We start from the raw sequence: 23,289 nt of genomic DNA, 5'->3' as shown, positions 1-23,289 counted from the left end.
AACTTTAACGATTATCCTTCGGCAACGTCCAATAAACCAGCGCCAATTCCAGCAGTAAAGCAACTAGTAAGACTAGCAAGGCGTGTTGGGTACCCATAGCAGTCGCCTGGTCCAGGGGCCGGTCATGATTTGCTTGGCTGGCCGCAACGATTGTCGACGCAATAGACGTCCCCACAGCCCCGGCAAACTGCTGAAGGGTATTCAAAATGGCATTGCCATCCCCATTACTTTGGTCCGGCAAACTTGCTAAAGCGCTCGTCATAATATTACCAAAGGACAAACCTGCGCCGACCATAAAGGCAATGTACAAAAAGATAATCGTTGAGTTAGTTAACCGACCAGTGGCCAGGCAGGTCAGGCCAATCACCGCAATAAGGTTGAGCACCACTCCACTGAGGACGGGTTTGCGGGCACCAAACTGGTCAAGAAGGCGTCCACCAAAGGGTCCCGTCACTGCACCAAGGGCAGCTCCGGGTAAAACAATTAGCCCCGCTAACATTGCACTGCCATGGTTAACCAGTTGAATGTAGTTAGGCACGAGAAAGGAAAGGCCTAAGGCGGTTAGTTGAAAGAGGAGAAAAGCAAATGCCAGTCGGGCAAAGCGGTGGCGGGCAAAAAGGGTTAGATTTACAATTGGACTTGTAATTTTCAGCGAACGGGTGATGAAGGCAATGGTACCGATCAGTCCTATCGCAAAGCTGCCTAATACCAACCAGGAAAGCAGTGGTTGGCTACCCATATTGGCAAAACCGGTGGTCAACCCGGCAAACATTAAAATCAATGTCACCAAACTCAGCCAGTCAAATTCCGTCTTCATTAGCCGCCCCTTTTGCCGAATGGTCACCATTCCCGTAATTAATGAAAGGACCAACAGCGGTAGCAGGAAGATAAAAATCCACCGCCAACCAAGGCTATTAACCAAAAGGCCACCATAGGTTGGACCAACTGCCGGGGCAATCCCAGTAATCATTGTCCCTAGTCCCATCATCATGCCAACCCGTCGCTGCGGTACCCAATCAAGGATGATGTTAAACATTAACGGTAGGGCCACGCCGGTCCCAATTCCCTGAACCAAGCGGCCAACAAGCAGAAGCCAAAAGTTAGGGGCCAAAATATCAATCAAAAGGCCTACCGTAAAAGTAAGGTTGGCGAAAACAAAGAGATGCTTAGTCTTAAACCGCCGTTTCAGGTAGGCAGATAAGGGGACCGTCAGGGAAACGGTCAGCAGACAAATCGTTGTCATCCACTGAACCAGGTCAGTAGAAATTTTAAACTCACGCATCAGGGTCGGAAATGAGATATTCACGGCCGTCTCAACTACCACTCCAGCAAAGGACATCACTCCGGCAGCAATGACGGCTAACACCATCCAGCCCTGAATTTTTTCACTTTGCTTTTCCATTTGGCAACTCAACTCCTTTTTTACTAGAGGCGACAACAAAAAAGGCACCTACCTATTCAATAGATAGATGCCCCCATACTCCCCGTGCTATTGCGGGCAATTCCGCAATGGACGTCATTAATTATCATATTTGCATTATTAATCATAGCATGAAATATTTTGCAATACTAGTAACGGAGAAAAAGCATCAAGGTGCCTTCAGCTGGTATTGTTTATACCTCCTACACTAGCCAAAGGCGCGCTTTAATGCTTTCCCAGTTTCTTTTCATTATTCAACTGCCTAGCCTGACCTAGCAATCGTGGGTTCCACTGTACTCCTTTTGCAGTGGTTCATCGATATCAACCACTTCAATGTTGTCAGTCAGGATCTTGGTTGGGCTAACCAATGGCATGGTGAAGTGTTTCGGGTCAAAGCGAATTTCCATTTGGTCTTCAAACTGAATATTTGCATACAGCTCGCTCTTAATGTGAATATCGCCAATATTGGAACTGACTTTTTCGTCAAAGTCCGGCAAGTCAACGTCCTTATTAACAAAAATCAGCCGGTAGTTTGCCTCGAGGTTACAGTTACCGATTGCCGAAAACGGCCCGACCCCATCATCAAAGTCCAACACAATCTGCTTATCGGGACGAAGGTGCCGCTTAATCCGCTCCAGTGCTTCATCCGTAACGACTAGATTTTTCATCATCCATTCCCTCCTTAACCATATTTAATAATTTTAATTTTATGCACTTTTAGTAAGAAATAAAGGAATCTGCTCAGTAGGTTTCTTTCAAGATTTTTATTTGCCGTAAGTGACGGTTAATCACCCCATCTTTTTGTAATTGAGTCAGTTTACGAGATAAGGTTTCAGGAGTCGTCCCTAAATAAGAGGAAAGGTCCTTTAACTTCAGAGGGAGGGTAACCGTCGAACTTCCCTGCTTAGCAGCTAACCACCTAAGGTAAGTGTTCAACCGTTCATTAATATTCGGTATTCTTAGCAACTGGGTTTGCCAACGTAGGTTGTTGATCAGCATTGCCTGACCGGTCAAAAGTTTTAGGGCGATGTCTTGGTAATCTTGAATCAAGCGAATAAAGTCTGCCCGGTATAACACGCAAATTTCACTATCAGTCATTACGTCAACGTAACTACTGGTATTGGCAACCCCCAGCAGCCAGGTTTCACCGACGTAATCACCAGTGGTCAGGATTCGCTGGACCTGTTCTTCACCATTGATACTCAGTTGGTACATACGGGCACGTCCGCGCCTAATAATCACCAAACGGTTACTAGTCGCTGGACTGACAATAATCGTTCCCCGGGTAACATGTTCGTGGTGAACCAGCTGTTCGACCTGCCGTTGGTTTTTAACATTCAATTGGTTAAACAACGTTACCAGCCGTACACATAGTTCTTCGGCCATTAAAATCTACCCCCACTGGCTAATTATTAAAAGTCATCGTCATCTTCTTCAGTATACAACCCTGTTTTTAGGTCGTGTCCTAAGAAACGCTGGGCAAGGGCAATTTGGTCCTTAATCCATGTCAACAAGCCCGTTAAAATATCCACTAGTTCCGGCCAATCTGACTGCCGACCTAGATTAATTGCCTTAGTAATAAACAATGTCTGAGTATCAAAGTCTTTGATAAGGTCAAATAACTGGTCATTACCTGCCTCATATTTATTAGCGCCATTCTCTTCGAGCATCGTGAACTGCTCAAGTTGGTCCGTTGTCGTGGGAATACTTTCACCATTGTTAACTAACAAGCGGTTAAGTGTCGCAAACATGACCTGTTCGTGGGCAATCCACCGGTCCCCGTACTGGGCCATAAACAAGGCGGCCGGTCCCTGAGCGTATAACTTAGCCTGACTGATTTTTAGTGAATGGATCAACAGGTTAGCAATAACGTGACCGGTCATTGCCCCAGCGGTCGGGGTGTGGTGGTCAATCTCACTCTGCTTCAGTTCTTGTTCGTATTGTTCTGCACTTGTCATACTAGGCCTCCCTAGTCTTGATTCCTTGAACTGTGTAACCCATTTTTTCAATCTTTTGCTGCACAACGTTGGGTGCGGTAACAGTCACGTCAAGATTAAACTTAACCTTCCCCGCGTTAAAGAGTACCTTTACGTCCGCGGTACCATTGACCGCCTCAACGCTTTTCTGAATCTTGGTTAAGCACGATGGGCAAGTCAATCCGCCGAGTTTCATCATTACCTTTTCCATCTCTAACACTTCCTTACAGTGCTCATTCTACTTTGCTTTTCCTCACAAGAAATTGATCTCTATCAGTTTTTAGGTGAATATTTAATGAGCCGCATGCTATTGATGATCACCACCATGATACTGAGTTCGTGAATCAGCATCCCCGACGCCATCTCTACATAACCCGCAAAAAGTCCGATGAACAATAGTAAAACGGTTAATAGTGCGATGGTGATGTTCTCATTCATATTCTTCACCGTCTGTTTAGCTAACCGGAAACCACCGACGAGGCTGGCAGGGTCTGACCTCACGAGGACCAGGTCAGAAGCATCCATTGCTACATCCGTTCCCGAGCCCATTGCAACGGCTACATCAGCGACGGCAAGGGCGGGGCTATCATTAATTCCGTCACCAACAAAGGCAACTTTGTGTCCCCGCGCACGTTCACCTTTAATAAAGGTGGCCTTATCTGCAGGCAGCATCCCGGCATGAATTTCGTCAATGGGTAGTGCTGCAGCAATCTCACGTGCCGTTTTATCATTATCCCCGGTCAGCATTATTAACCGTTGGGCCCCTAATTGTTTTAACTGCTGGAGGGCCCCCGCCGCTCGGGGACGAAGCTGGTCCTTAATTCCCCAAATGGCAAGCTCAGCCTGGTCTGCACTAGCAAAAATCACTAGTGAAGCCCCTGCCTTGGTCAAACGCCCTATCTCACGGTCAAGATGGCTACCCTTAGCAACTACTTCACTAACAAGTTGCTGATTCCCCAACAAGTATTCACGACCCGCGATTGTCGCCCGGACACCCTGGCCTTTAATCGTCTGAATAGCAGTTGGATGCAAATCTTTCTGCGGGTGGTAGGCACTAATCGCCTTAGCTAGGGGGTGGTCTGATTGCCGCTCGATGGCAACGGATTTATTGATAATTGCTTGCCGATCACCTTTTAGCACCAGGAATGTCTTGACCGCCGGCTCGCCCTCAGTCAAAGTTCCAGTCTTATCAAAGGCCACCGTATCGACATGGCGTAAACGGTCCATTACATCAGCACCCTTAAATAAGATACCCCGTCGCGCACCATTGCCGATTCCGGCAACTGTAGAGGCTGGCACACCAATTACCAGGGCCCCAGGGCACCCCAAGACCATCACCGTAATTGCCAGGCGGAAGTCCTGGGTAAGAATTCCGACCATGATTGCCACTAGCAGGACAACGGGGGTGTAATGTTTAGCAAACTTATCAATAAAGTGCTGGGTTTGCGTCTGTGAGTCCTGAGCGGTTTCCACCATTTCAATGATTTGACCAAAGGTGGTATCCTCTCCCGCGGCGGTCGTCTTAACCGTGACGGTCCCGTCTTCCAGAATTGTTCCCGCAAACACCTCATCGCCAACCTGTTTATCCACCAGTCGGGATTCACCGGTAATACTAGCTTCGTTCACCAGGGCAGTTCCTGTTATGACCACCCCATCAACAGGTACTTTGGCACCTGTCTTAACTAAAACATGGGTACCGGGGTCCAGAAAATCGACGTCGACCTGGTGGGTCATTCCATTCTTATCAATGATCGTAGCTGTTTGCGGGGCCAAATCGGCAAGCTGCTTGACCGCTGACCGCGTTTTTTGCAGGGTGACGTCTTCTAGAACCTCACCGAACATGAATAACCAGGTGACAATGGCTGCTTCGTTGTACTCGCCAATAATAAAAGCACCGATTACGGCAATACTGACCAGGACATCGATGGAAATCAGTCGTACCTGTAATGACGAAATTGCCGTTAGTAAGATTGGCAGCAAGCCAATGACGCCAGCCACAGCCATAGTAATTTGGTAGGCCACTGCTAGTTGCCCGCTCCAGCGCACTACTTCCGCAAGCACCAGCAGAGCAGTTATCAGGACAACGATTACACGTCGTTGCCGGGTGAAAAACAGTTGAATCTTAACCATAGCTTTCCCTCCTTCACTTTTAAAGTGTAAGGATAATGGCATAGAATTAAATTGATGAACGTCAAGTTATCTGAATAAGCTGCGGCATTTATTATATTAGAAAGCAATGATAAAGTAGACAGCAAACTAATATTTTTGCACTCATATTGGCTGTCCAGCAGGGTTAATGGCAACCAAGTTTTTATTGATTTATAATCATTTTCTAATAAAACTATTGACAACCGATTACAATCGTCTTATATTATTTTCAACATCAAAACCAGTTGAAAACGCAAAGAATAGGAGAGTAGTTTTCCTCATCATTGCACAGCGAACCTATGTTAGTGAGATTTAGGTGAATGAGCGGATAATGAAAGTAGCCTATGAGTGACTGAGGCGATATTTGTGAGTTTTAGTCGGGTGCGCCCGTTACAGCGCCATCGTATCTGATTTTTCACGTACGGGGTGAGGTGCCACTAATGATAGTGACACGAATAAAGGTGGTAGCACGCGCAAGCGTCCTTTTTAAGCACATGCTTAAAAAGGACGCTTTTTTTTACTGGTTTTGGGTTAAATTATCGTAAAGGAATGATCACTATGAATGATAGTAAGTTAAGTTTTAAACGTACCATTATTGCTGCTTCACTAATTTTTGGAATGCTTTTTGGCGCCGGAAATCTAATTTTCCCAGTTCACCTAGGTCAAATGGCCGGGGCGCATTGGTTAAGTGCGAGTAGTGGCTTTCTGATTTTGGGAGTCCTGATCCCACTCATGGCCTTGCTAGCAATTAGCATCACCCGCGCTAACGGAATTTATGACTTGGCACAGCCAATTGATCGCCGCTATGCATTAATTTTCTTAATTCTTATCCATGCAACATTGGGGCCACTATTTGCAACTCCCCGAACAGCAACGGTTCCTTACACTATTGGAATTGCCCCGCATCTGTCAGCAGGTAGTAATGCTGTGGGGCTGCTAATTTATTCGGCCGCATTCTTTGGGCTGACTTACTACTTCTCAACCCGGCAGGGCCGGATCACGACACTAACTGAAACTTGAAAGTATGAAGACAGACTGATCCCTTGGTATCACAGGGCATATTTTAATTAATTTAACCATTTAGCTTGCTGTTAACAGCGAAACTAACCGTTTCGGCAAAAATGTGAAGAACTGATTCATCATCTGAATAATTTGGGCTCTTCTTGCATAAACTTCATGATTAATAATCGTTTTTAACGAATTTAGAAGCCATACCAGTGCTTGAGACAACTCAATATCTGGCATGGCTTCGTTCATTATAAAGAATAAATCCCCAATGGTGCGATCATCCTGATTTTGCCGTTCCTGCCAAGCTAATAGGTCATAAGTCATCATGACAATTGCTAAATGGCCACAAAGCCCGTCATAATTTTGAACTTGTGATTTGTCGAGCCGCAAGTATTGCTTGGCAACTTTAAAGTAATTCTCAATTTGCCATCTTCGGGCGTATAGTTGAATGATCGCTTGTGGCTGAAGGCCTAACTGAGTCGTTGCCAGTACTAGGTAGTCATCTTGACGGGCCCGATTAGCCACAAATACCAAGCGAAGCTTGAATTTTTGGTTCCCGACGTGCGCTTCGACAAAGCAGCTGTATTGATAAGCTTGCTTGGGTTGATATTTTGAGGCCTGCAGTCGCTTGTATAATGCTTTAACTGAATATTGCCGTCCGCGATATTGATAGTAAATTTTGCTGGACCGTTTAAGCATGCCCACGCCGTTTAATCCCAACTTGGTTAATTCATAGAACATTTTTGGTGAGCTATACCAGCTATCAAATAACACATAGTCAGCTAGAACGCCATTTGCGAGGGCTTGCTTGACAAGCTGCAATGAAACGAGGTTCATTTTTTGCTGTGCTTGGCGACGTCTCCGGCCAGCAATTGTTCGTTGATCGGTTGTTTTAGCTGATTTTCCAAGGACGTTTTGTGGCTTCTTGGAAGACATTAATGCAAAGTTGATCGGTAAGAATGTATTGGCGTCACTCCAACCCAAAGTTAAAGCCCGGTATCCCTTAATATATAACTGTTTGTCATGGTCAAAGACTCGCGCTAGTAATTCGGTTTGGGTGGCGTACTCACGGGAAAAGAGTGTATCGTCAATGATCAATGCTAACCGCCGCCGGCGGTCAATAAACGGTCGTAAATGCTTGATTAAATGACTCCCAACTTGACAAATCAAGCGTTGCCAATTGATCCGGCCATCGTTCAAATTATTTCTGACGGTGCGACTGGTAAAGTTAGGTGTTTCATGGGCTCGATAAAGCGAGCGCCCCAGGAACTTTGTCGTGAGCAGCCATTCAATGACCTTCATCAAGCTGATTTCTGAATTCCGGCGATAATTCACCAACTTGGTGAGTTTAGATAGACCAATGAGGGAAGTAAATTGATGAACAATATTGTGAAGCTCGTTTTCTGTATTTTTTTGTCTTATAATATTCATGACGTAAGTCTCCTTTGTATCTTGGCTTTGGTCGACTAAAGTATACAACGCAGGAGAGCTTGCGTTTATTTTTTTGCCAAAAAAGCCAATAACCACACGCCTTTGGCGTGATTATTAGCTTTCAAGTTTCAGACACTAATTGGTAAGTTGCTTAATCCCCTGTTTCTTCTCCTATTGTTTACCATTTTTCTCCTTGCTTTTCTGAAGCCACTGGGGAATACGGCGGGCACCGCCATTACAACACCTTACATGCACGCCGCCTTTACAAATGGCTTCTTGCAGGGCTATAACACCATGGATGGCCTCGCTTCATTGGCCTTCGGGATTACCGTTATTACTGCGATAAAATCCTTTGGAATCAAACAGCAGCGTACTATTTCAATTGCCACTGCTAAGAGTGGCCTGCTTGGCCTAGCAGGGATTGGCCTAATCTACCTCAGCTTGACCTGGTTGGGTGCTACTAGCTTGCACCACTTCTCAATGGCCGCTAACGGGGGAACCACTTTAGTCCAGATTGCTCACTATTACCTAGGAGCTAGCGGGGACGCCTTGCTTGCTACTTTAGCAACGATTACCTGTATGACCAGCACCATGGGGTTAGTAATTGCCTTTGCTCAGGACTTCCATCGGCGCTTCCCGCGGATCTCTTACAAGTCCTTCCTCCGTTTTAACTGTTTGCTTTCCTTCACCATCGCCAACCTGGGGCTTAACCAAATTATCGCTTGGTCAACACCCGTTTTAATGTTCCTCTATCCCCTAGCTATTACCTTAATTATTCTGGGAATGACATCACCATTCTTTAATAACGATCCACTGGTTTATCGGTTCACCACTGACTTTACACTAATCCCTGCCTTCTTTGATATGCTTAACGCCTTTCCTGCACCAATCCATAACTGGTCCCTCACCCAAGACCTTTTAGCCTTTGCCCAACACTACTTCCCATTTTTTGCCAACGGATTTGGCTGGCTTAGTTTTGGCATCATTGGTCTCCTATTCGGATTAGCCAGTCACTTTTCATCCAGCATAAAACCGATGATAGTTCACAAGAGGAGGTGGAAAAGTAATTAATCAGACTAGGATGAATTAAGAAGCTGGGAAACATTAGAGTGCGCCTTTGGCTAGTATAGGACAATTGTTGGTACGAATAATCAATGGACTTACTTCGCAGCGCTAGACACTAGGAACATGCTTCGACGCGGAGCTAACCTCTTTGTTTTTTACGCGATTACTTGTAATATTCGGAGAACTAAAAGAGGCGGGTGAAAAAAGCTTTCTCCCAGCCTCGCTATCTTTTTTCAAATATTAGGAAAAATAAGCCTGTCTACGCGTTTTAGGTCCCCAGTATTTCCCGCAGGGTTTGCGCCGGAAACACCTTACCACCCTTAAACTCCTGGCAGACGTTCACCGCCTTTTGGCTCTGGGACTGAAACTTGATTGCCTGATGAAGGGCAAATTTCAACAGTGAATCATTATTTACGTGTGCAGCCAACTGGCCCGCAACGGTCTGTCGGGGATCGTCAACCATGGTCCTTAGACGGTCCAATAAATCGTGAGCCCCTTGTCCGGCCTGGATTACTATCGCAAAGTCACCCAATTGATTTAAGAATGTACTTATCTCTTCTTCAAACTGGCAGTGGTCAAATGGCTGCTCTAACGCTACCCGTTCATTTCGATCATTGCTCTTTGATAACGAAAACACCCCTTCTTCCATCATCAGAAAATAAGCCATCATTAAGTAAAGAAGGTCAACAGCATCATTATCAATTCCCGTACTGGACCACGGGTTTAGATCCAGCATCCGCAACTCGATATACTGGGTTCCTTTTGTCGGTAATTGGGCCACACTGGCTGGGCCTTTTAGACGAACCGGGGAATGAAAATCGTGTTCCGCCAGTAACTCCCCAGTGGTAAGGCCATGTTTTATCCGCCGGGCGTAACAGTCGGTATCAGTGAAGTCACCATCATATTTGGTTCCAAAGCCATACTTGCTCTGCCGAATACTGCGCACCAGGTGATGTGGTCTTTGGTTGGGCAAAAAGTAGTTACCCTCGGTAAGTGGACTAGCACCGTACAAATACGTTAATAAAAACCGGTACTTCAAGAAACCCTGGGCAACTTTAATGTACAGTTGGTTTCTTTCTCCGACACCCGACGTCAACTTATCCAGAAGTAAAGGATTAATACTAATGTTAACGTGGACCCCACATGGCGTTGCTTCCTGGAGGCGGTGGCGTTTTAGCCACTCATCAGAATACTTTTTCTTCTCCAGCGTTGTCCGGGCAATATTAATATTACTGTGGTCAGTTGGTAGTTTAGGCGGCATTGACAACGGCCATAAATATTCACCTTCCGCGAGCCCCTTGCGTAAGATATTACTGATCTGCTCAAGAAAACGCAGGGCTTGTTCCGGTGATTGGGCTACCGGCGTCGCAATCTCCGTCATCGTTTCCATGAAGTCTGTGGTGATCCACTTATTGGTTCGGGGGTCACCAATATTATGCGGATACGGGAATTTACTAAGGCCGCCATCCGCATTCACTCGCTGGCGTTCAACCTCTATTCCAATCGGAAAGTTAAAAAGTAAATGTTCCATCTTTTTCGCCAGAACCTGCTCGCCAAATGTACTGAGTGCCATAATAAATAACCTCCTTTAAAGGGGATTAAGTGGTTAACGTAGCGTCTTTAGTGCAACCATTTTATCATGACCAGTTGCAGGAAAGTGGAACGACGACATCGACTTATTGGTATTTTTAGTGTTTCTTCTTAAAAAGTTAATAAATTAGAAAGGACTGTTAACGACGCTGGGAATTGCGCACCATTAACAGTCCTTTATAGTAATGCTGGTTAACGAATGAGAAAACTAGAGCAAGGCGTCAATTAACTTTAACCACAATCTTGCCGACCACCCGGTGGTTCTTGATTACCTGCAGGCCTTCCTTAATTTGGTCAAACGGCAATACCTTCTCAATTAGCGGTTTGACTTTCCCACTAGCAACTAGTTTCAGCATTTCTGCATTCATCCTCCCTAGGTCCGCCTGTTGGTTAGGGTTGTGGCTAAGGTGGGCCCACCGAGGTTAACAACGTCTACGCTTAACCCCCGGTCAAACAGCGGGGCAACAGCGGGGCACTAGTAATATCTGGAACGTCCACGATCGTTACGAGAGTCCCATTGTAGGCAAGGCGACGAAGGTCCTTTTCGGCCTCACTCTTTCCCACCGCATCGATGATTAGATCAACCCCGCGGCCCGCGGTCAGCTGGTTAAGGCGCTCATCAACATCTTCTTGGCGGTAATCAATGATTGCATCAGGGTGGAGCTGCTGGACATACTTGATCTTTCCAGTGGAAACCGTTGTGAAGACCCTGAAGCCATGCAACTTGGCTAATTGAATGGCAATACTGCCGACACCGCCAGCACCAGCATGAACCAGCACCGTATGCACATTTGTCAGGTTAGGTTTGCGTTCTACTGCCGTATACGCGGTCAAAGCGCCACAAAGAAGACTAGCAGCCGTTTCATAATCGACCTTATCTGGAATCCGGGCCAGCTGGTAGGTCGGTACGGCAACGAATTCAGCAAAGCAACCATTTTTCGTTAGGTCACCATGACCAGAGACCCGGTCGCCAACCTGCCAGTCGGTGACGGCATCCCCAACCGCGACGATTTCCCCGGCAACGTCTAAGCCAAGGGTGTGGGGGAAACTCCAGGCGGGTACACCACCCTCAACAACCTTATAGTCAACCGGGTTGAGCCCGACCGCGTGATCCTTGACCAGGACCTCATTGGCCGCAGGGGTAGGCTTTTCAACATCGGTAATTTGTAAGCTATTAATTGTTTGATCACTTTGACTAGTAACAACAAGGGCTTTCATATGGGGTCTCTCCTTACTTATTATTAGCCCTAGTATACCAGTCCTGCTTGATAAAAGCACTCGTGGTGGTTGAATCTATGGTATATTAGCCTGGTACCAAATCCTATTCCAAAGGAGGATCAGCTTGAACTTTCTCGTCGTCAATATGGAGGCCTTAACCCTCGGCAGTATCGTCCTCCCTAACATCTTCTTCATGTTTTACTTCATTCAAAGTGGGCGGACGACCGCGGCGGCCCTGCCCGTTATCTTCTTTTATGTCATGGCCAAGACCGTCCCCTTTGCAATTCGTTCGTTTGGTAAGGTCCAGAACCCGTATAAGATTTTGGCCGCCAGTATCGGTTTAACCCTCCTCGGCACCGGTCTGGCCCTCTACCAACCAATAATTTCCGAAGCCGCTACCATCATTGGGATTGGAAGTGGCTGCCTCAAACCTGCTTACCAACAGCTAAAGGATGAGTACCGTGCCCAGGGAGAGTGGCATTACCCCAAAGCCGCCCTTTACGGCATCCTCTACCTGTTGTTTGCTCTCGTCCTAGGGGTGGCCCTCACAAAAATCTCCCTGCTGGCCTTCCTGGGTGAAATAATCCTGATGGTCCTGCTTGGGGGGCCCTCACTAGCAAACTGCCGAACCCCTGGCCAAGTACCCCAACCTTTACCGGACTCCTTAGTTGGCGGCCGTTAATCGCCACCTTACTGGTATTTAGCATGGGACTGGGCGCCCGCGGCTTAAAGCAAATGGGGAGTACATTTTTGCTTTTCCTTACCCTGAGGATGTGGCTAGTAATGCTGGTCGACTTTAGCCGGCTCCAACACCTGGTCAAGTCATCTCGCCTCTGGACCTTTTGGACCGGCGCCACGACTAACTTTCTGTTAATCTACAGTTTGTTTTACTTTGATACCCTAGATAAGATGCCCCTGCTGTTTACCACCTACGGACTATTTATCCTGGCAACAATCGGTGGCCTTCTCTTGAGTCCGCGGTTAAAAAAGACGTCCTACTGGTGGTTTGCCTTTCCAGGGGCCACACTGGGCCTGATCCTGTCACTGCTGCCCACCGACTGGTACTACCTAGCCGGTTTATTCATTGCTTGTTTGTTCTGCAGCACAATCAACGCCTTCATCTGGCCCTTTTACAAGCAAGATGCTACAATCCCACCGCTTAATACCCGCTTTGTGCGGCAGAACTTCAATATCTTAGGCACGGTTGCTTCCCAGGTGACCCTGATTAGTCTCCTAATTATTACCAACTTCCTTTTCAAAACCTTCACGGTCGGCAGATTCTCCATGCCTACTACGCCCACGTCCCCGACCAGGGACTTGGCCAGCCACTCTGGATAACCAGGTTAGTTTGCGTAATTTTGCTGGTAATTGTCGCGGCCATCTTGATTAAGCGCAAGCTACCCCGCATTTTTAATAAAAGTGAATAGCGAAAAAGCGTCGCTCAAGACTTACAGTCCTGAGCGACACTTCGCTATTATTTAATTCTATAGGGAATTATGACTGAAGAATTTCGACATCCCAGCCCTTTAAGGTTGGTTGGGCGACTCGTCCAGTCAAAAGGTCATGGTAGCCCCGGAACTTCATCGGTAACTCCTGGGAGCCATTACTCATGTTCAAAACAAAGTAGAGCTCCTGATCATCCGTGGTTACTCGCTTTGTGACTTCTAACGGGGTGACCTGATCGACCAATGGCTTAACTCCACTGAACTTGATTACCCGGTCAATGACCTTCTTAAGGCCGTCGTGTTCCAGACGGCTGCCAACGTACCAGGCATTCCCCTTACCATACTTATTTTCAGTAACGGCAGGGACTCCAGCATAAAACTCGTTGGCGTAGGTAGCAATTGCCTGGGCACCCTCCAGGTGAATCAAATCACACATTAGGTGAGTAGCATACTCTTGGTCACCAATACTGATATTAGTGCGGTGCCCTGGAACAACGGCATCGCTTTCTTCAACCCAGATTCCGGTAACATCCTTCAGCGGTCCAGGATAACCACCAGTGTATACATTATCGGAGGGCCCAACTATCCCTGACATGAAGCTGGTTACGAAGTTGCCACCAGCCTTAACGTAACGGTCAATCTTTTCGCCTAGTCCTGGTTTGACCATGTACAAAACGGGGGCAACAATCAGGTCATATTGGCTGAAGTCGTCATCAACACTGATTACGTCCGTCGGGATGTTTTGCTCATAGAATTGCCGGTAATAATCCAAGATAATTGGCACATAACGGAGGTCCTGGGTAATCCCGTCGACGTATTCAAGCGCCCAGAAGTTACTCCAGTCAAAGACAATGCCGACTTTGGCCGTCGTCTTAGCACCCTTGATAACCGGGCCCACCTTATTCAGGTCATGGCCCAGCCGGGCAACTTCCTTAAATGCCCGGGTGTCAGTTCGGCCGGAATGGGCAATCACGGCACTGTGGAACTTTTCCGAACCGCCGACTGCCTGCTTCAACTGGAAGTACTGGACCGTATCAGCACCGTGGGCCACAGCCTGCAGTTCCGTTGCCCGGACCTGGCCCGGCCGCTTTAAGGGACTATATGGTTGCCAGTTAACCTGGGCCGGCGTTGATTCCATCAGCATAAACGGCTGGTGTTTTAGCGTTCGCATCAGGTCATAAAGAAATGCCGGGTGGTAAATTGGCATGTCATAGGCGGGATAACTGTCGTAGGAAATAATGTCTTGGTCCTTTGCCCATTTCTGGTAGTCAACCATCTTGTTCGGCAGACTATGGAAGTTAGTCGTGACTGGAACATCTGGTGAGTACTTCTCGATGACCCGCTTTTCTAGCTTAAACAGGTTAAGCATGGCGTCCGATTGGAAGCGAAGGTAGTCGATTGAAAGCCCAGCCACAATTGTCTCTGTGCCTTCTGGGCCCCAGGCATCACCAAGTTCATTGGGGACAACAATTTCGTCCCAGTCATAGATGGTGTGGCTCCACACGTTCATGTTCCAGGCCTTGTTGAGCTTATCAGGGGTCTGGTAGCGGTCCTTTAGCCATTTACGGAAGGCCGCTGCACAGTTGTCACAGTAGCAATTACCGCCATACTCATTGTTGACGTGCCAGGCAACGATGTGGGGGTTGTCATGGTAACGTTCAGCTAGGTGCGCAACCAGGTCGCTAGCGAGGCGCTGGTAGTCTTTGCTGCTTGGACAGAAGTTGTGGCGTTGCCCAAAGACATGCCGTCGTCCTTGGTAATCGACCCGGGCGACTTCTGGATACTTCTTAAACATCCATGCCGGCATGGCCGCCGTCGACGTGGCCATTACAATATTAAAGTTGGCCCTGGATAAGTTATCGACAATCTTATCAAGCATTGTAAAGTTGTACTGTCCTTCTTGAGGTTCCAAGAGGGTCCAGGAAAAGACGTTAACCGTTGCTGAGTTGATATCGGCCTGCTTAAAGACCTGGATATCCTTTGACCAGGTTTCTGCTGGCCATTGTTCTGGGTTGTAGTCACCACCGTAGAGGAAACGTGGTAGTTCTTTTTTCTTCATAAATAAGTACCTTTCTACTTGAACTTAACCGTGGCTACTTGGTCACCATGCTTAACGTCATTGCCGTAGTCAATTTTCGTGAATTCAATAACCCTTTGTGGCTGGGTAAAGAAGTTAACTACCGTATCTTGGTAACCAGCCTCGGTGATTAGTTGCCGGTCAAAGTCGAACAACAAGTCACCCTTCTTGACCCTTTGCCCATCATTATAGTGGGTAACGAATCCTTCACCACGCATGTTGACGGTCCCGACACCAATATGGACAAGTAATTCTAGTCCATCGTCAGATACGATTCCAAAGGCGTGCTTAGTCCCAAAGGTGAAGATAATTTTCCCATCAAATGGCGCATAGACGTGGTTACTGCTTGGCTTGATGGCAAATCCTTTGCCAGGGAATGCCTTACCGTCCTGGTCGATGACGTCCTTCATTGGAACAAGTTGCCCATCAACCGGGGCGTAAACCGTGGTTTCCTTGGTTTCATCAGCAGCCTCACGTGGAGCTTGGCCAGTAACGTTGCCTTCAGCGAGCTTGTCCTTTAATTCTTCAACGACTAACGCGTGTTTCTTCTCACTCAGGGTAACCTTGGTCAAGAAGACCAGGATAGCGAGGATGGCGAATGCCAGCGGAATATAGAAGGCGAAACTATCGAAGGTGTGAATATCGTGGGCAGTCATATCGGCAGCCGTGGCCGTTCCGGTCATCCCGGCGGCGATGGCAATGTAACCAACCAGCCCGTTGGAAATAGCACCGGTCAACTTATCAATCATTGGCCGCACGGCAAGCACAACGGCTTCGTTCCGCTGGCCGTTCTTTAATTGACCGTACTCGATAGCATCAGTCAAGGTCAGAACAGTTACCAGTTGGGCAAAGTTAATATTAAAGAAGACTAGTCCAAGGTCCATCATGAAGACGTTCGAACGGAAGAAGATGAAGATGACATAAGCCAGGATCATTGAAACTTGACCGGCCGTGAACAACCACTTCCGCGGGATGAACTTGTTCAAAATTGGGAACAGTGGACTGGTGCAGAAACCAATGATGGTAGCAATAACACCAACGATCCAGAATTCGCCTGGCTTGCCAATGACGAACTTGTAGAGGTAGAAAAGAACCCCGTTAGTAATAACGTATGCACATGAGTAGAGCAGGTATGCCAAACTTGGCCACAAGATTTGGTCGTTGTGGAAAATGGCGGAGAAGACCTCCCGAATGGTCGTCTTGTCTTGAGCAGAGTTCCGAATGATGTTGTGCTTTTCCTTAGTCCCGAAGCAGACTGCCAGGGCACTGAGCAGGGCAACTAATGATACGATGGCAGCAAAGGCAAACCAACCGATGGGTCCTTCCTTATGCTGCCCCGTTGCCAAGTAGGTAAAGTAGGTAACAACTGGCACAACGATGATGGTTAGCCCATTCCAACCAATCGTTCCGGCAAAGGCACCCAGCGAAGTGTAAATTCCCCGCTCTGCGGAGTCTTCACTCAATGCTGGAACCATGCCCCAGTAGGAAACGTCAGAGAAAGAATAGAAGATATCAAAGGAAATAAAGATAATAACAAAAAGAATTGCAAAGAGAACCCAGTTAAACTTTGCCAGGCCAAAAATCCCGGTAAAGAGGATCAGCAACAGGATGACACTGATAATGTTACCCGCTAGAATCCAGGGTTTAAATTTTCCCCACCTCGTCTTGGTATTGTCAACGATGTTACCCAAAAGTGGGTCAACTACTAATTCAATGATCCGCACTGCAACAATTAACCCGGTGATCAAACCGATTAACTTATTTGCCACCGACTTCTCCAAGCCGTTAAACATGCCACCGGTAACGAAGATAATGAAGTAGGTACTCATTACCCCGTAAAAAGCCGAGTGACCAACGTTACCAAAGCAGAAAGATGCGCGTGAGATCCACTGCTTGGCCGTTATCTTATGACCCTGTGCCATAATAAACAGACCCCCTGTAATTAAATCAAAAATTCTGTAACCGTTTACAAGGCATAGTATAATCCTTTGCTTAAATTTAGTAAAGGATTTATTAATATTATAAAATTATTACCAAAGGGGCATAAAAAAACGGCTAAGAATAAGCCGTCATTTTTTCGTTGTGAAACTTTTCCGCTCCACCAGGCTAGTGTTTACCGTTAAATGAATATGGGGCCGGTCCGGGTGGATAATCAGGTCCTGGAGCAACTTAATTGCCATCCGACTCAGGGTCTCCTGGTTAATGTTGTATGAGGTCAACGGCGGAGAAACATAGCGGGCCACCTCGCTATTGTTAATGCTGATCACGGACGTATCACGGGGAACGATAACACCATTTTCATTAAATGCCTGCAAGACACCAACGCTCAGGGTATCCGAAGCAACAATAAAAGCTGCCGGCAAGTGGTCCCCACATTCATCCAGTGCCCTTTTCCCCAGTACATAGCCATTTTCAATGTTGAAGGGCCCGTCGACAAACATCGGGGCCTCCTTGATATTATTATCAATTGACGTAAACTCGCGAAAGGCCATTTCACGAATATCTGGTTGCTGAACATGGTCCATATTTAGGCCAGTTCCCCCAATGAAGCCAATTCGCTGGTAACCGGCAGCGGTCAAGCAACAAAGGGCATCCCGAATCGTCAATGATAAGTTGGGACGCACGGAATCAAACATGTCGGGAGCGGGGTTGATATCAACAAATACCCCGTTTGATAACGCATTGTGAAGTAACACCAGCTTTTCCTTAGTCAGACGGTTGGACCCCACCCCGATAAAGCCTTGAAATGAAGCAGCTTTTGCTACCAGGTCCTCAATTCTTTCAAATACTTGCACTTGGAAACCATTTTGTTTGATCACCTTCAGGATGGCATCCTTTAAGGAAGCAAAGTATTCATCCTGAAGCTGCTCTTTACCGCTGACCCGGTAAAGGAGGGCAATTACCGGTCGAATCGAATCCTGCTTTTGGTGGTCTGCCCAGTAGCCAAGGTCGTTAGCCACTTTTAAGATTTTACTCCGTGTGCTAGCGGTGATTGATAGGTTGGGGTCATTATTCAGCAAGCGCGAGACCGTTGCTGGAGAAAAACCAGACTTTTCCGCAATTTCTTTTATCGTCGCCATTGTGCATCTCTTTTCCGTTCTTAATCTTTACTTTTATTTTAGCACTTGTTAGTAAATTATTGCTTTACGAACATTTCTTTTCGGCGGGCCACAGCGCAATTAGCTGCTTAAAAACCGGCTGCAGACGTTTTCGCTGTGTTTTTAAATATGAAACGTAGAAGACATTGTCGCCGCCGCGTCGGTGATTGGGATGAAAACCCGGTCGCATTATACCGTTCGATATATGATTGAGAAATGATATCACATCATTACAGCACAAAAGGTAAATGCTAAAATAGAAGTAGCTAATTATCTGGAAAGGAGGAGTCAAGATTGGATAATAAGATTGTTGCCCGTCCCTTAGTAACCATCACGAATGTTATTTGGAGCTTTAATACGGAACTGCACCGGCCACAGTTATTATTAATTAAACGGGCCGACGAACCATTAAGGGGAAGGTGGGCCTTGCCAGAAACCTTGTTACGTAGTCATGAAAGTGCTGATGTAGCGTGCATTCGCTTGATTGAGGATAAGATCGGTCTCCAGGTGCCGATAAGTTCAACTGAACAACTGGCTACTTTTACTGATCCCAACCGGGTTGCTGGTAACCGGGTCTTATCATTAGCCTACATGACTTATCTGCCCTCGACGCCCAAGCTGCATCCAGGCTACGGGGCAACTGACGCCCAATGGTTTATCCTGAGTGCTGATCAGCACCAGTATGTGATCAGTCACGATCGGCAGCAATTCGTTTTAACAACGCCTTCTGATCTTGCGTTTGACCATGTTCAAATTATCAGCACCGCAATCAACCGGATTAAAAATAAGCTCGATTACCAACCGGGCATCCTCCACATTCTCGGTGATTCCTTCACCCTGCGCCAGGCCCGGGAAGTCTTTGCGGCATTCTTAGGAACCACCCCCGATAAAATTGATAATTCCAATTTTAAGAAAACTCATAATCACCTGTTTAAGGAAGTCGGCACCGCCTCATTACAACACTCAGGTCGGCCACCAAGGTTGTTTAAGCTAAATTGTTAATTTTATAAACTTGCATTTTCAAAAAGAGTATTTATACTAGACGTAAATAAAAGTCAAAGATGCTTTTATTCTTGCGATAATTAAAGTACTTTTTACTTAAAAGAAAGTGTGGATAATATGGATTTACAAATGTTAACCGACCTTTATGAATTCTCAATGGCAAACGGCTATTACGCCACCCTGCCTCATGATCGCCAGGCCCGGTTCGACGTTTTCTACCGGCGGGTTCCTGATAATGGCAGCTTTGTCATTGCGGCCGGTCTCCAGCAAGTAGTTGAGCAAGTTGCTAATTGGCATTTTTCTAAGGAAAACATTGAATACCTGAAATTATTAAAAGAGTTTAGCCCTGATTTCCTTGACTACCTTAGCAAAATTAAAAACAGCTGTACCATCCAAGCTCTTCCCGAAGGCACCCCAGTGTTTCCACGAGAACCAATTATCTCCATCAGTGGTCCCTTAATTGAGGCACAACTCTTAGAAACTTTCGTCCTCAACATTATTAACCACCAATCACTAATTGCCACTAAGTCATGGCAGATTAACCATGCTGCTCAAGGACGGCCAATTATGGAATTTGGTGCCCGTCGTGCGCAAGGACCAGACGCGGCCACTTATGGTGCACGGGCAGCCGTGATTGGCGGTTGCACCAGTACTTCAAACTTGCAAGCAGCTAGTCAATTCCACATTCCAGCAGCGGGAACAATGGCGCACGCCTGGGTGGAAAGCTTTCCTGACGAACTAAGCGCCTTTCAAGCATGGGCAAAAGTTTACCCGAATAAGATTTCCCTACTGGTTGATACATATGATGTCCTTAAGTCAGGGGTTCCAAACGCTATTCGCGTCTTCAAGCAAGCCCGCGCCAATGGCCATGAACCAGTTGGCATTCGGATCGATTCCGGGGATATTTCCCAGCTTGCCATCAAAGCGCGGCAGATGCTCGATGAAGCGGGCTTCCCACAGGCTAAAATCACTGCTTCCAATGCTCTTGACGCCCACGTTGTAAAATCACTGTTGGACGAAGGAGCACCAATTGATAACTTTGGGATTGGTGAACGCTTGATTACCAGTTCTTCTAGTCCGGTCTTAAGCGGCGTCTACAAATTAGCGGAAGAAAGCGTCAATGGTAAATGGATCCCAACGATTAAGGTCAGTGATAGCGGGGAAAAGGTTACGATTCCGGGCAATAAGCAGGTTTACCGGATTTATAGTAATGATCAGCCAAATAAGGCGATTGCCGATGTCATCGCCCTGGCTGATGAATCCATCACGACACCGCTCAAAGTTGTTAACTCCGATCCTACTGCAACTAATGCCAGTCAGGTCTTAGCCAACTTTACTGCCAAGCCACTATTAAAAACTTACTTAACCGCGGGCCAGCCAGCAAAGGTGGAAACGGATGTCTTTAAGATTCAACAAACTTCTCGGCAATTGCGCGCTCAATTACCAGAAGCAAGTAAACGGCTAGTCAACCCTGACCGGTACCCTGTTTACTTAACCACTAAGTTAGCTGATCTCCAAGAACAATTGATTACCAAAGCCCAATTTGCTGAGGAAAATTAAAATGACAAAAGCATTGTTAATTATTGACTACACAAATGACTTTGTTGCTGATAATGGATCTTTAACCGTTGGTAAACCGGCTCAGGCGTTAGAGCAACCAATCATCAGTTTAGCTAACCAGTTTCTTAAAAATAAGGATTACGTGATTCTGCCGACTGATGGTCACTTGAAAGATGACCATTTCAACCCAGAGCATCGCTTATACCCACCTCACAACATTATTGGAACTAAGGGACAAGAATTGTATGGCAAAGTTGGCCAATGGTTCCAACGAAATCAGACTGATTCCCATGTCTATAAATTTAATAAAAACCGCTATTCTGCTTTCCAAAACACTAATCTGGATAATTATTTACGGGAACGGCGGATTAATGAAGTCTGGATCTGCGGAGTATGTACCGATATCTGTGTATTGCACACGGCAATTAGTGCATACAACCGTGATTATCAAATTGTCATCCCCCAAAAGGCAGTCGCTACTTTCTCCACTCTGGGGGCAAAGTGGGCAATGGGACACTTCAAAAATGTCCTTGGAGCAACGGTTCGTTAACGTAAGAGGAAGTGTACATCAATGAGTTTTTACGGCAACCAAGCTGAAAGGATGGTTGAATCAGCCACTTCGGGTATTCATTTGCACACAATCACCAACCTGGCTGAAGCTCCACAAGCAGACGTGATTATCGTTCATGGATTATCATCATATGCGAAAAGTTATGACCCCTTCGCTAGTTTTCTTGTTAAGCATGATTGCAACGTTTTTCGCTATGACCAGCCGGGCTATGGAAAGTCAGAAGGACCCCGGGGATATATGGATTCTTTAGCTGACCTTTATGAAAATTTACATGTAATGGTTAAAAGAACCAAAAGGGCTGATCCAAATCTCCCTTTATTTGTCATTGGTCATAGCATGGGTGGCGAAACAGTCCTTTTATACGGCATAAAGTACCCGCAAACGGTCGATGGATTCGTAGTGGCTGATCCGGTTTCTATTGTTAAAGCACCAAATGCGTGGAGTAAAGGTTTAACAGGCGATCCCAAGAAGCAGTTACCTAACGTGTTAAGCACAGGACTTAATAGTGACCCTCGAGTAGTTCATAGAATTCAAAATGATCCTGCTAATCTTCATCACTTGACTGTCGGAATTTTGCAAAATGAAATTAAGGGAGCTTACTTTCTCCGGGAACACTTAACTGAATTTAAGGATCCACTATTATTTTTACAGGACAAAAAGACGGTTTGATTGATTATCATGATTCATTAGAAGTTTACGCCATGATTGCTTCCAATGATAAAGAGCTTCATGTCTACTCTTCTTTAATGCACAATATTTTCGACGAGCCTCAACGAAAATGGGATATCTACTCAGAAGTCGTCCAGTGGATTAATTGTCATCGATATTAAAAGAAAAGTATCTTGATACTAATTTGCAGGTATTAACTTGCTTGGGTGCTATAAAAGAGACGCAACGAGTGGCAAAGTGCCTCGTAATTATTAGAATTTTGTCTAACAATTACGAGGCACTTTTGTATGACACCGTTCATATAAATCTGGTAGAGTCTTTTAAAATATTTAATAACTAATTCAAAAAATAAAACGATTATTAAATATATCCCGAGTATCGTCATTGCAACAACAGCTAGCAATTGTAAGAAACGGCTAAATTTATCAGTAAATTGGTTAAATCTTTTCATAAGTTTCACCTATTATCGTTACTCTAAAGTTTCCAAACAGAGATGAAGTCTATTCGATATCTACAACTTATAATCAAATAATTACGTATTTTACAGGATCTCAAATGAAATTACATCTATTCAGCACCTACTTTGCTAAAATTTTAATTTTTAGAATCCAGTAGATAAAGCAATAGGTAGATAATCAATTTTACCCTTATTTCTCATATTTTCACACGCCAAAATTGCTAAAGTACTTGGCGCTGTACAGATACAGCGATTCACCGAGGATCAAAACAACACGATAAAAGACTACGTGAGAAAAAAGTGAGAAGTCGATAACGTCTTTTAACGTAAAATAGCCTATTCTAACGACTGAAAATACCGTTAGAATAGGCTATTAGACTCTTTATAGTGCTGACTAGAGGATTCGAACCTCCGACCTCATCATTACTAATGACGTGCTCTGCCAACTGAGCTAAGTCAGCATTTCACCAGCGAATATTAGTATAGCATATCCCCGCCTAAACGCAAGGAAAAAATTAAAAAAGTGAAGCAAAAGTCACCTTGGGACTCATACT

The 23,289-nt window shown here is 45.9% G+C and carries 16 protein-coding genes, 1 tRNA gene and 4 pseudogenes; 8 read left to right on the top strand and 13 right to left on the bottom strand.

The window, feature by feature from the left end; all coding sequences use genetic code 11:
* Positions 1-4: 4 nt before the first annotated feature.
* From KZE55_RS01255 to KZE55_RS01230, 6 genes are all read right to left on the bottom strand, one after another.
* A complete protein-coding gene (locus KZE55_RS01255; protein WP_222258640.1) occupies positions 5-1,402 on the bottom strand; it encodes an MFS transporter in 1,398 nt (465 codons plus the stop codon).
* Positions 1,403-1,692: 290 nt separating this feature from the next.
* Complete coding sequence (locus tag KZE55_RS01250) at positions 1,693-2,091, bottom strand: iron-sulfur cluster biosynthesis family protein (RefSeq protein ID WP_222258638.1); 399 nt, start codon at positions 2,089-2,091, stop codon at positions 1,693-1,695.
* Positions 2,092-2,161: 70 nt separating this feature from the next.
* Positions 2,162-2,806: a Crp/Fnr family transcriptional regulator gene (locus tag KZE55_RS01245; RefSeq protein WP_222258636.1), complete on the bottom strand. Its 645-nt coding sequence runs from the start codon at positions 2,804-2,806 to the stop codon at positions 2,162-2,164.
* Positions 2,807-2,832: 26 nt separating this feature from the next.
* Complete coding sequence (locus tag KZE55_RS01240) at positions 2,833-3,378, bottom strand: DNA-binding protein (protein WP_222258634.1); 546 nt, start codon at positions 3,376-3,378, stop codon at positions 2,833-2,835.
* Between the two features lies 1 nt (position 3,379).
* Entirely contained in the window at positions 3,380-3,607 is a 228-nt protein-coding gene (locus KZE55_RS01235; RefSeq protein WP_222258632.1) for a heavy-metal-associated domain-containing protein, read from the bottom strand.
* 62 nt (positions 3,608-3,669) lie between these two features.
* On the bottom strand, positions 3,670-5,526 hold the full coding sequence (locus tag KZE55_RS01230; protein ID WP_222258630.1) for a heavy metal translocating P-type ATPase: 1,857 nt from the start codon (positions 5,524-5,526) through the stop codon (positions 3,670-3,672).
* A 576-nt stretch (positions 5,527-6,102) separates the two neighbouring features.
* Here KZE55_RS01230 and KZE55_RS01225 point away from each other — a divergent pair.
* A pseudogene (locus tag KZE55_RS01225) lies at positions 6,103-6,552 on the top strand (branched-chain amino acid transport system II carrier protein); the annotation flags it as partial.
* Positions 6,553-6,624: 72 nt separating this feature from the next.
* Here KZE55_RS01225 and KZE55_RS01220 read toward each other — a convergent pair.
* Positions 6,625-7,983, bottom strand: coding sequence for an IS4 family transposase (locus tag KZE55_RS01220; RefSeq protein WP_042513950.1), 1,359 nt, complete (start codon positions 7,981-7,983; stop codon positions 6,625-6,627).
* 123 nt (positions 7,984-8,106) lie between these two features.
* Here KZE55_RS01220 and KZE55_RS01215 point away from each other — a divergent pair.
* Positions 8,107-9,054 (top strand): annotated as a pseudogene (locus tag KZE55_RS01215) (branched-chain amino acid transport system II carrier protein); the annotation flags it as partial.
* A gap of 262 nt (positions 9,055-9,316) precedes the next feature.
* Here the strand turns inward: KZE55_RS01215 and KZE55_RS01210 are convergent.
* Positions 9,317-10,621 carry a glutamate--cysteine ligase gene (locus tag KZE55_RS01210; RefSeq protein ID WP_222258626.1) on the bottom strand — a complete coding sequence of 435 codons (1,305 nt, stop codon included), beginning with the start codon at positions 10,619-10,621 and terminating at the stop codon, positions 9,317-9,319.
* A gap of 238 nt (positions 10,622-10,859) precedes the next feature.
* Positions 10,860-11,856 (bottom strand): annotated as a pseudogene (locus KZE55_RS01205) (zinc-binding dehydrogenase).
* Between the two features lie 124 nt (positions 11,857-11,980).
* Here KZE55_RS01205 and KZE55_RS01200 point away from each other — a divergent pair.
* Together KZE55_RS01200 and KZE55_RS01195 are read left to right on the top strand one after the other, a co-directional pair.
* A complete protein-coding gene (locus tag KZE55_RS01200) occupies positions 11,981-12,538 on the top strand; it encodes a hypothetical protein (RefSeq protein WP_222258624.1) in 558 nt (185 codons plus the stop codon).
* Positions 12,539-12,639: 101 nt separating this feature from the next.
* Positions 12,640-13,194, top strand: coding sequence for a hypothetical protein (locus tag KZE55_RS01195; protein WP_222258622.1), 555 nt, complete (start codon positions 12,640-12,642; stop codon positions 13,192-13,194).
* A gap of 156 nt (positions 13,195-13,350) precedes the next feature.
* On the opposite strand, the gene KZE55_RS01190 is transcribed toward KZE55_RS01195, so the two are convergent.
* The 3 genes from KZE55_RS01190 to KZE55_RS01180 form a co-directional block, all read right to left on the bottom strand.
* Positions 13,351-15,360, bottom strand: a complete 2,010-nt coding sequence (locus KZE55_RS01190) for a beta-galactosidase (RefSeq protein ID WP_222258620.1) — start codon at positions 15,358-15,360, stop codon at positions 13,351-13,353.
* 14 nt (positions 15,361-15,374) lie between these two features.
* Positions 15,375-17,300, bottom strand: coding sequence for a PTS sugar transporter subunit IIA (locus KZE55_RS01185; protein ID WP_222258618.1), 1,926 nt, complete (start codon positions 17,298-17,300; stop codon positions 15,375-15,377).
* A 147-nt stretch (positions 17,301-17,447) separates the two neighbouring features.
* Positions 17,448-18,458 (bottom strand): LacI family DNA-binding transcriptional regulator, encoded by a 1,011-nt coding sequence (locus KZE55_RS01180; RefSeq protein ID WP_222258617.1) that lies wholly within the window; start codon positions 18,456-18,458, stop codon positions 17,448-17,450.
* Positions 18,459-18,770: 312 nt separating this feature from the next.
* On the opposite strand from KZE55_RS01180, the gene KZE55_RS01175 reads away from it, so the two are divergent.
* From KZE55_RS01175 to KZE55_RS10170, 4 genes and pseudogenes are all read left to right on the top strand, one after another.
* Positions 18,771-19,478 (top strand): NUDIX hydrolase, encoded by a 708-nt coding sequence (locus KZE55_RS01175; RefSeq protein ID WP_222258615.1) that lies wholly within the window; start codon positions 18,771-18,773, stop codon positions 19,476-19,478.
* 117 nt (positions 19,479-19,595) lie between these two features.
* Positions 19,596-21,038, top strand: coding sequence for a nicotinate phosphoribosyltransferase (locus KZE55_RS01170; RefSeq protein ID WP_222258613.1), 1,443 nt, complete (start codon positions 19,596-19,598; stop codon positions 21,036-21,038).
* A gap of 1 nt (position 21,039) precedes the next feature.
* The gene (locus KZE55_RS01165) at positions 21,040-21,588 is read left to right on the top strand and encodes a cysteine hydrolase family protein (RefSeq protein ID WP_222258611.1); all 549 of its coding nucleotides are present in this window, start codon (positions 21,040-21,042) and stop codon (positions 21,586-21,588) included.
* 21 nt (positions 21,589-21,609) lie between these two features.
* Positions 21,610-22,439: pseudogene (locus KZE55_RS10170) on the top strand (alpha/beta fold hydrolase).
* A 684-nt stretch (positions 22,440-23,123) separates the two neighbouring features.
* On the opposite strand, the gene KZE55_RS01155 reads toward KZE55_RS10170, so the two are convergent.
* Positions 23,124-23,196 (bottom strand) — tRNA-Thr (locus KZE55_RS01155).
* Between the last annotated feature and the right edge of the window lie 93 nt (positions 23,197-23,289).

Source organism: Limosilactobacillus panis (assembly GCF_019797825.1).
GTDB classification, from domain to species: Bacteria; Bacillota; Bacilli; order Lactobacillales; family Lactobacillaceae; genus Limosilactobacillus; species Limosilactobacillus panis_A.
Note: the sequence above shows the minus strand (reverse complement) of the source record. Positions and strands in the feature narration are given on the sequence as shown.